Consider the following 14,927-nt stretch of genomic DNA (forward strand, 5'->3'; position numbering starts at 1 on the left):
TACATGACTTCGTGTATCCGCGACTTGCTAGGCAAAGACGAATTCATTGCACGCCACATCGGCCCTGATGCAACAGAACAATCTTCGATGCTAAACACCATCGGCTTCGAATCCCTAGACCAATTGATCGAGAACACCATTCCAAGCGCGATTCGCTTAGCTAATCTCGACATGTCTAAACAGCCTGTCAGCGAAAACGACGCCCTTACACAGCTAAAAGAAATTGCAGGCAATAATAAGATTGCCCGCAGCTACATTGGCATGGGGTACCACGACACCTTCGTTCCCAGCCCAATCCTACGCAACCTGTTAGAGAACCCAGGCTGGTACACAGCCTACACACCTTACCAACCAGAGATTTCTCAGGGTCGTCTTGAAGCTTTACTAAACTTCCAACAAGTAGTCATCGACCTTACTGGCATGGAAATTTCCAACGCTTCCCTATTAGATGAAGCGACTGCCGCAGCAGAAGCCATGACCCTGATGCAGCGTGCTGGTAAAAAGAAAGTAAATACTCTTTTTGTGGGTAATAACGTCCTACCACAAACCATCGACGTTGTTAAAACCCGTGCCGAGCTACTAGAAATTGAAGTGGTGGTTGCAGACCCAAGCACCCTATCAGAATACGATGTATTTGGTGCCATTCTTCAATACCCAGGTATTGATGGACAAGTAGTGGACATCTCCAGCACCATTGCACAAGCACACGAACAAGGCGCACTGGTTTCTGTTGCCGTGGATCTACTATCACTGGTACTAATTAAGTCACCAGGTGATCTTGGTGCAGACATTGTTGTGGGTAGCGCACAGCGTTTTGGTGTTCCAATGGGCTTTGGTGGCCCTCACGCTGCCTTCCTAGCCACGAAAGATAAATTCAAACGCTCAATGCCCGGCCGTGTAATCGGTGTCTCCAAAGACAGCCATGACAAGCCTGCATTGCGTATGGCCATGCAGACACGTGAGCAGCACATTCGCCGTGAAAAAGCCACGTCAAACATCTGTACCGCCCAAGCACTACTAGCCATGATGGCAGGCTTCTACGCCGTCTACCATGGCCCACAAGGCTTGAAAAAAATCGCTACACGTGTGGCAGGTTTCACTCACATCTTGGCGACATCTCTTAAAGGCACTTATTCCGTTAACAGCACCCATTTCGACACCCTGGTCGTTAAGACGCTTGATAAAACAGATACAGTTCTAAAGAGCGCTGCAGATAAGAACATCAATTTATACCGTGTAAACAGCACAACGCTTTCTTTGTCTTTCAGCGAAACCAGCACCATCGAAGACTTACGCAACCTATCAGACAGCTTCGGCGTTTCACTAAATGAAGACCTACTCGATGCAGAGCTAGAAACAGGTATTGATGCAAACATGCTGCGTACGGACGCAATCCTAACGCACCCTGTTTTCAATTCGCACCACAGTGAAACCGAACTGATGCGCTACATGCGCCAGCTTGAAGTAAAAGACATTGCTTTGAACCAAAGCATGATTCCACTGGGCTCTTGTACAATGAAGCTAAACTCGGCTTCTGAAATGATCCCAGTGACCTGGGCAGAATTTGGTCGCATACACCCATTCGCACCTAAAACACAGGTAGCAGGCTACCAAACTCTACTTAATGATCTAATTGCCATGCTTTCAAAGGCAACCGGCTACGACACTATTTCTTTGCAACCCAACTCAGGTGCGCAAGGTGAATACGCTGGCCTGATCGCCATTGACAAATACCATAAGTCCCGCGGTGATGATCAGCGTAATATTTGTTTGATTCCAAGTTCAGCGCACGGTACTAACCCAGCTTCTGCTGCTCTTGCTGGCATGAAAGTTGTCATCGTTAAATGTGACGAGAACGGCAACATTGACGTCGCAGACCTTAAAGAAAAAGCAGAGAAGCACGCTGACAACCTAAGCTGTATCATGGCCACTTATCCCTCTACTCATGGTGTGTTTGAAGAACAGATCCGTGAAGTGTGTGACATTGTTCATGATAACGGCGGCCAAGTGTATATCGATGGCGCTAACCTAAATGCACTAGTAGGTATTGCACCTCCAGGCAGCTTCGGCGGGGATGTGTCTCACCTTAACCTACACAAAACCTTCTGTATCCCTCACGGTGGTGGCGGTCCAGGTATGGGGCCTATTGGTGTTAAATCACATCTTGCGCCTTTCTTGCCAGGCCATGCGGTATCTCCTGTCGTACAAAACGACATGCAACACGGCGCCGTGTCTGCTGCGCCATATGGCTCTGCAAGCATCCTTGTTATCACTTGGATGTACATCAAAATGATGGGAGACCGTGGTCTACGTGATGCAACATTCAATGCGATCTTGAACGCTAACTACATCGCTAAGCGTCTAGGTGAGCATTACCCAGTGCTTTACACAGGCAAAAACGGCACAGTTGCTCACGAATGTATCATCGACATTCGTCCCATCAAAGAAGAGTCTGGCATTTCTGAAGAAGACATCGCTAAGCGCCTAATGGACTTTGGTTTCCATGCGCCAACCATGTCTTTCCCAGTAGCCGGCACCCTAATGATCGAGCCAACAGAATCTGAAAACCGCGAAGAACTAGACCGCTTCTGCGATGCTATGATTCAAATCAAGGCCGAAATCACCAAGGTACAAAGTGGCGAGTGGCCACTAGAAGACAACCCATTAGTCAATGCTCCTCATACGGCAGCCTCTTTACTAAAAGGCGACTGGGCACACGCATATTCTCGCGAAGAAGCAGCCTACCCACTACCTTGGATTGCAGCACGCAAGTACTGGCCACCTGTTGGTCGTATCGACAACGTTTACGGTGACCGCAACTTGTTCTGTGAGTGCCCACCAATCGAAAGCTACGAGGGCTAAGCCCCTTTAAGCATAAACATCAAAAAGGCGAATCCTAGGATTCGCCTTTTTTGTTCTCTTTACTCGGCAAAAGCTCGCTATCACTGATTTTCAATACAAAAAAGCGAGCCATTAAGCTCGCTTTAGAACCTCAATCAATAAGCAGTTACTTAATTGTAAAACGCTTATCGAAACGACTGATCATTAGAATATTGCCAATAAAGTCATTAGCATTAATGATCTCGATTTCAACCCCATCACCCAGTGCCGATTTCATACTGAGGAGCATACCTAAGGCTGCGCTGTCTAAGTACTCAACGTTTTCCATGTTGACTACAAAGTGATCGTACTGGCCAATGAAATCAGAATAAGCTAAACGAAAATCATTGAACAAAGAAAAGTCGAAACTGCCGATAACGCCGATTTCGACGATTCCTTTACTATCCTGTACGGTTACGGAAATGCTCATATCCTATCCCTTATCAGGCGGTTTAACGCCCTCCTCCCAAACAATCAGGTGAATCTGGAGATTCGTATTTACGAGCCTCCCATTCTTCGTCGGTATACAAATGCAATGCCAAAGCATGAATCTTTGGCATCTGGTCAGTTAATGCGCCATAGACCAACTGATGTCGCTGTACGCGGGTTTTACCAAAAAAGATGTTACTTACTAAGGTTAGCTTAAAATGCGACTCGCTGCCCGCAGGAACATTATGCTTGTAGCTTTCATTTTCAAGCTCCATATGATGCACATTAAATGCTCTGCTTAAGGTTTCACGAATCTCGTTTTCAATTTGCATTAGTCTCTCCAAGCGCCTTATTGGGCAGGCGCTTCTTCTGCATTGGTTTCGTTGTCACCGCTCAATAGAGCTTGGCCTTTATTTTGCGGATACGCCACATCCAGTGACACGGCACCACCCTCACGCCAAACGCTAATAATGGTATCCATATTCGCAGCCATGACGGCACGTTTGTCATCAGGTGCTGCGGCGATAACCTGTAAGCCGATATCACGCATAAAGCCCATACAAGTTGAGGTCTTCGCCATATCAATCTTGTTAAAGGCCTCGTCAAACATTGCTAGAGAGAAGCCCCCTACGATGTCCCCATCCATAGTTTCGTGTAAACGGTAGGTTGTCGATAAGGCTGCAGCGATAGCAAGGTAGAAAGGAATCTGGTGCTCACCACCGGAACCGGTCTGGATACGCTGGGACAAGGTGGTTTTCTTCTCACCATCCAAGTTTAGGATATCTACTTCAAAGTTGTAGAACTTGCGGTAGTCAGCCAGATCTTTCTGCTTCTCTTCATCGCTAATTAGCTCTTGGATCACTGAAATAGCTTTTGCATGCTCTGGGTCACCAGTCTGCTCAGGATCGAATAATCCCCCTACATTGGCTTGATCCATGGAGCTGAACTTCTCAACCAAGTCCAAAATGTCTTTCATATCCCCGTTCGGATAAAAGCGGAATTGATAAACCTCTTGGTTAAACGGACGGCGCTTCAAGCTATGGTTCAACTCACGAATAATGTGAGCCACCTGATCAAGGGAATCTTTCAACTTAGAAACATAGTCACTGCGGAAGGTTTCTTCTGCTTCACGACGCGCCAATTCGGCACGTTTGGCATATTTAGCAAGCTCTGTTTCACCAAGCACATCGATCTGGTGGGTGACATAGTGCTCAAATTCTTCGAACTTGGACTCTAAGTAGTCCAGCTGAACATCATCATCTAGATTACTGTTGTGGTACTTAGCGTAATGATCGGCCACCTCTTTACGCACCTTCTGATCAAAGGAGCGGACTTTTTCTGCGGCTTTTTCAGAGCGGCTCATGGCCTCTTTGTAGATCGCAGCACCATTTACCATGCTGGATTCCAGCAGGTCATAACGCTCACTAGCGAACTCAGCATTAAACAATGGGTTACCGGTAATTTTGTTACGCTCTTCGTCTAAAGCGGCTAGCGCCTCAGAAAGCTGAGATTTCTGCGTATTTAAAGAGCCATACTGTTCCGCTATTTGCTGACGTTCACGGTCTAGTTTCTTGTGCTCTAATTCAATACCAGCAATACGCTCCTTCAAGCTTTCAATTCGCTCCTGCAGCTCTTTATCATCATTCTGCTGCAGGCCTTGAATCTGCGCCTCTACATCTGCCAAATCTTGGGCGATACGGGTATTCGACGCACCCGCCTCATGTAAAGCAGACGCATCTATCTGATTAGACGCCATAATACGACCCAGCAAGTTATCTGCTTGCTCAAGACGTTGGTCTGTTTTCATAAAGTCCATCAACTCGCCACTCAATTGCTGTAGCTGAGCCTCACGGGATTTACGCATACCGTCTGTGTTAATCCCCACCATCATATGAGGGGTAAAACGAATGGTGGAAATCGTACCTGACAACTTCAACATGCCGTCGGCGGTCATTGCGCTGTCTTCACGAAGCAGCTGACGCTCCGTCTCAACTGGCTTGATACCACCAAGGCGACGGTTTAAATACGCTTGAGCATGATCATCGTTACAACGAATAAAACGCAACACAGAGTTACTATCACCACGATTGAGCCACAAACGGGTTTGAGTGGTATCGATTACTCGACACCCCATTAATTGGCGTCGATGCGCACGAAAGATACGAATGGCCTCTTCCGCATCATCTGGCGCCACGATCAAAGCTTCCCGCTGACTACCAAGATAACCTTCAATGGCATCTTGCCACTTGTGATCCGTCACTTCAGCTAAGTGACTTAACGGAGTCGCTTTGATGTTGGCTTGATCCAATAGGCCAATGAGTTTTTTAACGTTAGGCGATAACGGGCTCGAGCCACCTTTTAAAGACGATACGTCTGATTCCAGTTGGCGACACTCATCTTTCAGGTTAAGTATATTGCGGTTCAACTGGGTACGTTGCTGGAATAAGGCACCCTTGTCTTCATCTAGGGCCTCATTAACACTAGCAAGAAGCTTACTCACCACCTTGGCGTTACCAATGATGTTGCCATCGGCATCGATGTTTTGTGCCGCTTGCTCAGCATCCTCTACTAACGCGCGCACCTTAGGTGACAACACATCCTCAAAGGTATGCAACGCCGACATTAATTGCAGCACTTGGTGTGCCTGCACAACAAGCTTTTTGTCCTGCTGGCCTTCCAGTGTTAACAGCTTTTTGCTTTGCTCTAGCTGTTGCAGTTTAAGACCCACATCAGAATGCTCATACTGCTGCTCTAGACGCAACAACTGCCCTTGCAGTTGCTTAAGTAAGTTAGATTGAGCCGTAATTTCCTCGTCAATCTCTTCTTCACGTTCTTTAAAGCCTTCGTATTGATCCTGAATTTCATCCTGTTTACTGCCTAGCTGATCAAAACGGGCTTCGGTCGCAATCCACTGGTAATTCACCACGGTTTGCTCTTGTTGGTGTTTTTTCTCACACTCTACTTGGATGGCTTTTAAATCATCGATTCGCTTGGCCACTTCTTGGGTTTTGGCTTCCAGCTGTCGATATTCGCTCAGAGATTTTTGATATGCGCCAACTTGTAGCGGCGCCTCAGCGAGAACGAAGTCTTGTACGAAGCGTGTTGGTGAAGCAATCGGCACAAACTTTAAGGCGTTCTTAAAGTTCTTCATAAAGCCATCTAGAGTAATAAGCTGATCTGCACTCGGGCTCAACTCTTCTAAATAGCGGTTCATGTACTGGGTTGCGGAAGCACTACCTGACTTAATGTATGGGTCTAGGCAGACCTTTTTCATGGCTTCACGCACTTCCAACCAAGGTTTAGCCTTGTATTGTTTCGCACTAATGGTTTCAACAAAGTCGTCACGTCGAACACCATAATTAGACAACACAAAACGACCGAGTACATCTTCTTCTGGCGATGCTAATGAGGCGGACAAACACAACCCCACAGTGGTCTCTTTGCCGCTGTTTTCATCTTCAAACACCAAAGCAAGGTAAGCTATGGCATCTTGACGAGTTTGCGCGCCAGACACCTTATCACTCGCTTGGCCTGAGTCGATCATCCCCAATATATAAGAGCGAATACTACGACCGGACGCTTTACCATCGTTGGCGCTGGCGTTGTAATTTAGGTGACGTTTGCTAGCGCCAGTCAAAACAGTTTGGATGGCATCCAATAGTGATGATTTACCAGAACCGGTAGGACCAATAATGGCCGTATTGCCACGTAAGTTAATTTCTTCTGCGCCCAGCAGGTACCAATTAACGAGTACAATTCGATTTAGCTTCTTCATAGTCGTTTACTGTGCCTCTGTGCCTGATTCAGTCGTTTCCATTTCTTCATCAACCACTTCATCTTCATCGGGGTCAACACCATTGAAGTTTTCAAGTTGACGCAGATAAGCCTCTGTAACAATTAAGCGCACCACAGGGGTAATGTTGATCATCAGGTTCTTAGCATCTTCTTCATAGGCTTTGCCACGAATAATGACACCGTGCTTACTGAACAGGCTCAAGATTTCTTTAAAACGAGTCTCTGATGGAATTTCTCGTTTGACCAGCTGAACGTAACGTTCCAAGACAGTGAGGGTATTGGTTGCCACAAAACCATTGTCTACTTCGAAATTCTCGATTTTCTCTTCGTAAACTTGTCGCAGCACCAACAAAATCAAAGTTTCGTCTGTCTTTAAACGAACAAAGGCTTCTTTTTCAACAGGCAACACCCCTGCTAAACGTTCATTTTCGTTTACGTAGAGCTTCATGCCTAAGGCATCAAACAGGTTCGCAAAGTATTGCTGATACATTTCAACCAATAAGAAATGACGTCGTTGGCCATGTTTAAAGGCACTGACAAACTGATTCGCGAGCAGGTAGTTCGCAGTCTGCTGAAACTCCTGTGGGTCTTTCCCTGATTCCTCAGCAGCTTTTTTTAACTCTCTTAGCATGGGGGTTAACTCCTGCGCACTACATTGAATTCACGACATTCGACAAAGTCGCGAACATTGATATATTGATCGGTAAAAATGACATCAAAGGTCTTTTCAATTCGCTTCGCATTGATACCTAACGAACCTATGTAACGAAGGTGGTCGAAGCAAACAAAATCCTCTACAGACTCGATGGTAAAGTCCAACACATGCATGGAGGCTTTCTGGGACAATTGACGATCTAGGTAACCCTGTAATTTAACCGCACTTACCTGTCGTGCTTCATGGAAGCGACGCTGGCGGTCTCGTAAAGCGATGGCATCTTGTGAGACCTCCGCTTGGGTAATAACACGGGGAGCCGGTGGCTCACGTCGCTTAGCAGGCTGGGCTGCAGACTCCACCCCCACCACTTTACTGCCTACCACGTTTTTAAGGGTAGGCAGCACTTCATAGCTTGCCACATCACTAATAATACCAGCGATTTTGTTTGCTAAGCCTGGACGGGACGAGTCCATGTATCGAGCCGTATCAGCCGCCCGCTTCTCAAGTCGATAGCGGTATTCATCAATACGCTCAAGGCGTTGCTCAATGGTCGAAAATGTCTGAATGATATCACGACAGTCTTTTTCGACCGCGGCCAAGGCTTGATCCATAGAGATCAGTTGCTGGTCCGCATAACATTTCGCAATTTTACCGGCGACAGCCGGGTCTGCGAGAAAGTTTTGTGCAAGCTCTAGAATTTGGCGACGAAAACGAAACGGGTTATTACTGGTTTTAATGGTCTTGTAGTCAGCAATCAGAATGCCTTCTACAAACAAATCGAAGAACCCGGCCACTATCTCTTTAGGGTTTCGTTTTGCGAAAAGGTCTCTCTGCAACGATCGAATGCCTAGCAAAATTTGGTTTAAATGTGCCGAGAATTCTCGAGAGGCTTCAGCGGATTGGCTTAGGGTAACTCCGCGCTCTTGGGGGTAATTTGCGACCGACTCCAGGTTACTCAAAATACTTAGCACGGTGGCGCCATAGTTACGCTTACCATGGCGGCTAATCTCAACCAAGGAACGTAGCAGCATGGATACCTGAGGCGTCATCAAAACACTGACCCGATACAGCTCCTGCTCTTCTACTAACCACCCAGTATTTACTAATCGATGGTAGATCCGTAAAGCGTATTCATGAATCGTTTTCGGAGAGTCGAAGCCTTCTTTGATTTCATCATGCCATGCCAGAGTATCCAGCTTATGAAGGGTGTCTTCAATGGACTCTATGATAGCGGATTTCTCTTTAATAGGATCTTCCGCATGATCATAAAACACATCTGACAAATCAAATAATACCGCTTCAACAAGCGCTTTGTTTGAGCCTGATAACGCTTGAAATATCTCATCAGGCAAATGGGTGAATAGCATTAAGAATCAGTCCATTTATAAACGTCTGAGTCGCTGTTAGATTAGTTTTCTACCAGCTTTTTGACGATCGCACTTTCCATTGCTTTGATCACCTCGGGGTTATCTCCAATTGGCTCAAGCAATGTCAGTACACGTTGATTGTTGGTTAAGGTTTCAAGTTGTTTTGGCACATCGACTCGTAAATGCCGGCCTTGGGCAAAAAACAAAGGATAAACCGCCACATTCACTTTATCCGTCGGCAGAGCTGCCAAAACATCTTCAATGCTTGGCGAGCACAATTCCATATACGCCAAACTTACCTTATCTGAAGACACTTCACCAGTCACCCTAGCCAATAGACGTTCGAATGGCAGCCTCCAGTTATCGTCGCTGCTACCGTGGGCCAATAGGATGATATGGTCGTATTGCTTTAGCATCATAGAAATACCTTTGAGTAAGTTGTCATTTTAGCGATTAAGCCTTGTAAAAAGAAGGGCTTAGAAGTGAAAGATCCCGTTTGGCAAATTGATCTGAACATAATTGTGTAACGTATAACCAAGCAACAACCGATCTAGGGCTGAAGCATGAAATTATTGATCACTGGAGCAAATGGCTTTGTTGCCTCTTACCTGATGCCCAAACTGGCTAAGGAAGGTCATGAGCTCTACGCCTTGATACATCAACATTCATTTGCCATTCCTGATTACGTAACAAGATTAAGCTTGGATGACCTAAAAGGCTGGGATTTCGTTTTTAATGGCGTGATCAACTTGGCTGGGGCCAACATAGGGGAAAAACGCTGGACACAAGAACGGAAAAACACCCTCTTTTCAAGTCGAGTGGACTTCACCCAGGAGTTATGTAACTCACTGATCAATAAACCTGCCATCTGGTTGAACGCGTCAGCGGTGGGATATTACGGTAACGATGAGAACAAAACCTTCACCGAAGAAAGCACCCCCAACTCTGGCTTTACCCATGACCTCTGTAATGCATGGGAACAGTTCGCTATAGACAGAGGTTTCCAGCGTACTGTGATCTTTCGCCTAGGCGTTGTGTTAGGCAATGGTGGAGTACTAGACAAGATGTTACTCCCCTACAAATTAGGCCTGGGCAGCAAGATTGGTAGCGGGCGGCAATTTTTCCCATGGATTCACATACAAGATGTCTGCAACTTCATCTGCAATGCCCTCACCGACCAAAGCTATCAAGGGGTGTACAACCTTGTTGCTCCGGAAACAGTAAACCAAGTGTATTTTTCAAAAACTCTTTCTAAGACACTGGGACGCCCCCACTTACTTTGGACGCCAGCCTGCGCATTGGAGCTTGCTATGGGAGAGATGGGAACCTTAGTAACAAAAGGTCAAAAGGTTATACCCAAACGATTGCTAGAACGTGACTTCACATTTGAATATCCAGAACTCAATCAGGCCCTGACATCGATAGTATCAGCCCCTCACGGGGAATGACGGACCTTGCGGGGCACAGGTTGACCTTTATTGTCTTCAAGGGAGTGCCGGCATTCAGGGTATTTTATGCATCCCCAAAAATAGCCTTTAGGGCCTTTTTTACGGACTAAATAGTGGCCACAAGCACGACATGGGTATTTTTTAGCAGATGCGGGTGCGCCATCAAAATCATCCAGTGTCATTTTGCAATCAGGATAATTAGTGCACCCCCAAAACGTATTACCATTATAGGTTTTACGCTTTAACTGCCCACCACACAAAGGACAAAAATATTTTTTAGCACGAACGGGCCTACCCGCTTCATCGTTTGCAGTGTAATCACAGGACGGATAATTTTCACACCCCCAAAAGGTTCCGTTTTTACCCTGCTTTGACACCAGCAGGCCCTGACACTTGGGGCAGCGATAGCGCTTGCTAGGCTCCCCAATATAGCCGGAATCTTGAGAGAGGAACTCATTTTCCCAATGATCAGAGTGAGCCTGATCGTCTTTATCCTTCACTTAAATAGCCTTATTTGTCTTCCTTGCACAAGGTTTCGGAATGCTCACAAACCTTTTCATTACTGTACTCACGGAACTTAGTAACGTTCTCTCGAGTCGCATCTACTGCTTTGCCAGTTACTTCTTTCACCTTTTCCCAAGCGTTAGCTGAAGCTTCGCCCACGTCTCTCCCTACTTCTCTAGTTTTATCTAGAGCACTGCTTGCTGCAGATTTAGTGGATTCCGCCGCGTCATCCGCCTGAACAGGAATAGCGATGGCAACAGCCGCTGAGATCAATAGAACGTTCAAAGCTTTTATTTTCATACTTCTAACCCTTTAAATTAATGTGTTGTTCTAACCAAAGAGATATTTCTTCAGCCGATGATACCTGATAGATAGGACCATATTTTTCGAGTTCCGCCTCTGAAACTAACTCATGATCCCAAGTGGTATGGTACGGCACATGCAATGCAATCCCACCAGCATCCAACACAGGCAAAATATCAGAACGCATGGAGTTACCAATCATTAAAATCTCGTCCGCTGGGATTTGCAAACGATTAAACAGTTTGCGATAGGTTACTTCGTTCTTATTACTCACCACTTCGTATAAGTCGAAATATTGGCTAAGACCCGAGCGGGCTATTTTGCTTTCTTGGTCAAGTAAATCCCCTTTGGTGATCACCATCAGCTGGCATTTCCCCTGCAGACTTTCAAGCAAGTCTTTAATACCAGGTAGAACCTCTATTGGAGAGGCGACCATCTCTTTTGCCAAGGTGATGATTTGATGAACTTCGTAGCCTGTGACTCGCCCTTCTGTTAACTCGATCGCCGTTTCAATCATCGACAGCGTAAAGCCTTTAATCCCATAGCCAAAATTCGCTAAATTACGAACCTGCACAGTATTTAAATGCTCAAGTATGTACTCTTTAGAGTGATAGGCTTCAAGCATAGAAACAAAGTGCTGCTGGGAGTTTTTAAACAGCTCTTCGTTGCGCCAAAGGGTGTCATCCGCATCAAAGGCTATTGTTGTAATCTTCTGTTTTTGCAAAACCTAAATCCAATGTTTTGTGTTATCCCGGACCAAATGCTCATAAACATCAACATGTTCTTCTGAGTCATTCAAGGCGGGAATATAATCAAATGCTTCGCCACCAGCATGAACAAACTCATCTCGTAGCTCCATGCTAATTTCCTCAAGTGTCTCAATACAATCAATCGAGAATGCTGGACTGATCACGTTGATACGTTTGATATTTTTCTCAGGAAAACCTTTCAAAGTCATGTCAGCATAAGGTTTTAGCCACTCTTCTCGACCAAAACGCGATTGATACACATGGGTGTATTCATCTTCGCTTAAACCCAACTTTTCTACCAAGGCTGCGGTCGTGGCCTCACATCTGGCTTGATAGGGATCCCCTTGAGTAACATATCGCTTAGGTATGCCGTGGTATGACAATACCAAATGGCGTCGTTCACCTTGAGCCTCCCACTGGGATTTTACAGACTTCTCCAAAGCTGAAATATAGATGGGGTCGTCGGCATAATCCTGTACCAAGCTCAGTGCTGGCCAATGGGGGCAACGCTTTAAAGACCTCATGAAACGGTCATAGGCCGCCGCGGTAGTTGACCCTGAAAACTGTGGATACATAGGCACTAGCACAATTTTATCGACACCATGTGCTCGAAAGCTTTTAGCCGCCTCTTCAACGGTCGGGGCCCCATAAGTCATAGCTGTTTCTACCACGTAGGCATTAACACCATATTTGCTGTTTAAACGTTCACGCAGCTGATCTCTTAACCTGTTTCCCAAAACTAATAAAGGGGATCCTTCATCCATCCAAACCTGTTGATAGACTTTAGCCACTTTTGCCGGACGGAAGTTGAGAATGACCCCATTAAGAATGGGCTTCCACAACAAAGGACTCATATCGACCACGCGACGATCTGATAAAAATTCTCGTAAGTATCGCTTCACCGCAACCGTTGTCGGTGCATCGGGCGTGCCTAAGTTCATCATCAATACGCCGATCGGCTTCATATCTGATTCCATTTAAAAATAGATTTACGTTCACCAAAAGTATTGGACGCACACATGCCCCCAAACACTCAACATCATCACCAATACGATGGCAGACAAGACTTTGGACTCAAACTGATTAGAGTTTATATGACGACTCACCAGCGTTCCTAGTAATACAGCCATCAAAGAAGCAATGATAACTTCTGGATCAAAAACAAACATTGAAGCATTAGGTAAGGCTAAAACACCAACTAACGCACCAATAATGGATACCAACCATACTACTGCGGAAGCTCCCGGGCTATTAACGGGTAAAAATGCCCTTCCAGACGTGAGGGAAATAAAATGAACAACACCCACTCCTAGCCCCGCCATCAAGCTCAATGGAGAGGCGTAACAGGCCGACAGATTCAAACGCCCAAATAAGACCGCAACCGCCCCTAATGAGGCGATCAGTAACAGCACCAACAAATAATGGGCGTTAATCCCTAAAGCGAGAACCTGAAGTGCGACAAATGCGCCCAAGCCAGAACCTGCCGCAAAACGGGTAACGGATTCAATTTGCAATGTCTGCCGATAGGTAATAATAGTCACCATAGCCAACACAGCGCAGGCTGGTAAAAGATTGACATAAAGGTTGGCAATGCTCGCCAACGATTGAGGAACTATCAAGACACAGGGAATGACTATTAAAGAAGGGTCCAGCAGCACTTTTTTCTGCATCAAGGCGACACAGAAAAAAGCTAAAAACACATAAACAGCAATTAACAGCATTTAAACTCTAAACAACTAGTCTTGTCCCACCACACTGCGAATGCGTTCTTGGATAATAGACGCCAACTTATCAGGCTGGAACTTCGACAAGAAATCATCACACCCCACTTTTTGAACCATGGCCTTATTAAAGCTACCACTCAGGGAAGTATGCAAAACGATGTAGAGATCTTTTAAACGGGGGTCTTCACGAATTTCTCGAGTCAGTCGATAGCCATCCATTTCCGGCATTTCCGCATCCGTAATCAACATCAACAATTTATTGGGTACGTCTTCACCGGCAGAAGCCCAGCCTTTTAGCACATCTAGCCCACGCTTACCGTCAGTAGCTGAATGCACAGTAATACCCAAGTGATCAAGGGTAGATTTACATTGAGCTAAGCCCACAGAGGAATCGTCAACCACCAGTACCTCAAGGCCTTTCGCCAAGGTAAGCAGGTCTTTATCAATCACATCCTCTGAAATACGCGTGTCATAAGGCGTGATTTCCGCCAAGACTTTTTCCACATCAATGATCTCAACCATGCGATCATTGACCCGTGTAATAGCCGTCAGATAATGCTGGCGCCCTGCCCCATCCGGTGGTGGAAGAATTTCACTCCAATTCATATTGATAATGCGATCCACCTCTCCAACCATAAATCCCTGCACCGAGTTATTATACTCAGTCACAATGAGATTACAGGGCTCATCGCGATTAATTGGACGTAAGCCAATGGACTCAGAAAGATCGATAACCGGAATGGTGCGACGACGGAAGTGTGTCACACCCGCCACAGAAGGATGACGATGAGGCATTAAATTGAGACGTGGTAGCTGAACAACTTCTTGAACTTTAAATACGTTAATCGCGAACATTTGCATTCCGCCAAGGCGAAACATTAACAACTCAAGACGGTTTTCACCTACCAGTTGTGTTCGTTGATCAACCGCATCTAACATTCCAGCCATAGGAAACTCCGAGAACTTCTGTTCATCTGCTAATTCAAACTATAGCCATGATAGTTAAATATTGCCGACTTAACAGTATTTTTTTGTCTCAATACGTTGTTAAGTCATGATTTATAAGAAGTTAT

Annotated in this window: 14 protein-coding genes; 2 read left to right on the forward strand and 12 right to left on the reverse strand. The window is 45.8% G+C overall.

The annotated features are described in order from the left end of the window. Positions 1-3 precede the first annotated feature (3 nt). Positions 4-2,862 (forward strand): aminomethyl-transferring glycine dehydrogenase, encoded by a 2,859-nt coding sequence (gene gcvP, locus ACZ5DR_RS15140; RefSeq protein ID WP_377367951.1) that lies wholly within the window; start codon positions 4-6, stop codon positions 2,860-2,862. A 145-nt stretch (positions 2,863-3,007) separates the two neighbouring features. Here gcvP and ACZ5DR_RS15145 read toward each other — a convergent pair whose 3' ends face one another. The 6 genes from ACZ5DR_RS15145 to ACZ5DR_RS15170 are packed head-to-tail and all read right to left on the reverse strand — an operon-like array spanning position 3,008 to position 9,545. After that, entirely contained in the window at positions 3,008-3,310 is a 303-nt protein-coding gene (locus tag ACZ5DR_RS15145; RefSeq protein ID WP_377367949.1) for an STAS domain-containing protein, read from the reverse strand. A gap of 22 nt (positions 3,311-3,332) precedes the next feature. Then, a complete protein-coding gene (locus tag ACZ5DR_RS15150; RefSeq protein WP_377367947.1) occupies positions 3,333-3,641 on the reverse strand; it encodes a BolA family protein in 309 nt (102 codons plus the stop codon). A 17-nt stretch (positions 3,642-3,658) separates the two neighbouring features. Next, a complete protein-coding gene (locus ACZ5DR_RS15155) occupies positions 3,659-7,084 on the reverse strand; it encodes an SbcC/MukB-like Walker B domain-containing protein (RefSeq protein ID WP_377367945.1) in 3,426 nt (1,141 codons plus the stop codon). 6 nt (positions 7,085-7,090) lie between these two features. Beyond that, positions 7,091-7,735 (reverse strand): DUF4194 domain-containing protein, encoded by a 645-nt coding sequence (locus ACZ5DR_RS15160; RefSeq protein ID WP_377367943.1) that lies wholly within the window; start codon positions 7,733-7,735, stop codon positions 7,091-7,093. Positions 7,736-7,740: 5 nt separating this feature from the next. Further along, a complete protein-coding gene (locus ACZ5DR_RS15165; protein ID WP_377367941.1) occupies positions 7,741-9,126 on the reverse strand; it encodes a Wadjet anti-phage system protein JetA family protein in 1,386 nt (461 codons plus the stop codon). A 41-nt stretch (positions 9,127-9,167) separates the two neighbouring features. Beyond that, entirely contained in the window at positions 9,168-9,545 is a 378-nt protein-coding gene (locus ACZ5DR_RS15170) for a sirohydrochlorin chelatase (protein WP_377367939.1), read from the reverse strand. 144 nt (positions 9,546-9,689) lie between these two features. On the opposite strand from ACZ5DR_RS15170, the gene ACZ5DR_RS15175 reads away from it, so the two are divergent. Continuing rightward, complete coding sequence (locus tag ACZ5DR_RS15175) at positions 9,690-10,574, forward strand: TIGR01777 family oxidoreductase (protein ID WP_377367937.1); 885 nt, start codon at positions 9,690-9,692, stop codon at positions 10,572-10,574. On the opposite strand, the gene ACZ5DR_RS15180 is transcribed toward ACZ5DR_RS15175, so the two are convergent. From ACZ5DR_RS15180 to ACZ5DR_RS15205, 6 genes are read right to left on the reverse strand one after another with little or no spacing between them, the layout of a single operon-like run. After that, positions 10,562-11,074, reverse strand: coding sequence for a DNA topoisomerase family protein (locus ACZ5DR_RS15180; protein WP_377367935.1), 513 nt, complete (start codon positions 11,072-11,074; stop codon positions 10,562-10,564). The two genes, ACZ5DR_RS15175 and ACZ5DR_RS15180, sit on opposite strands and share 13 nt — an antisense overlap. A 10-nt stretch (positions 11,075-11,084) precedes the next feature. Next, positions 11,085-11,378 carry a hypothetical protein gene (locus ACZ5DR_RS15185; protein WP_377367933.1) on the reverse strand — a complete coding sequence of 98 codons (294 nt, stop codon included), beginning with the start codon at positions 11,376-11,378 and terminating at the stop codon, positions 11,085-11,087. A gap of 4 nt (positions 11,379-11,382) precedes the next feature. Further along, positions 11,383-12,105, reverse strand: a complete 723-nt coding sequence (locus tag ACZ5DR_RS15190; protein WP_377367931.1) for an HAD family hydrolase — start codon at positions 12,103-12,105, stop codon at positions 11,383-11,385. A gap of 3 nt (positions 12,106-12,108) precedes the next feature. Further along, complete coding sequence (gene hemH, locus ACZ5DR_RS15195; protein WP_377367929.1) at positions 12,109-13,095, reverse strand: ferrochelatase; 987 nt, start codon at positions 13,093-13,095, stop codon at positions 12,109-12,111. A gap of 30 nt (positions 13,096-13,125) precedes the next feature. Continuing rightward, positions 13,126-13,851, reverse strand: a complete 726-nt coding sequence (locus ACZ5DR_RS15200; protein WP_377367927.1) for a hypothetical protein — start codon at positions 13,849-13,851, stop codon at positions 13,126-13,128. A 15-nt stretch (positions 13,852-13,866) separates the two neighbouring features. Continuing rightward, positions 13,867-14,802: a chemotaxis protein CheV gene (locus ACZ5DR_RS15205; protein ID WP_377367925.1), complete on the reverse strand. Its 936-nt coding sequence runs from the start codon at positions 14,800-14,802 to the stop codon at positions 13,867-13,869. Between the last annotated feature and the right edge of the window lie 125 nt (positions 14,803-14,927).

The organism is Marinomonas vaga, assembly GCF_055388305.1.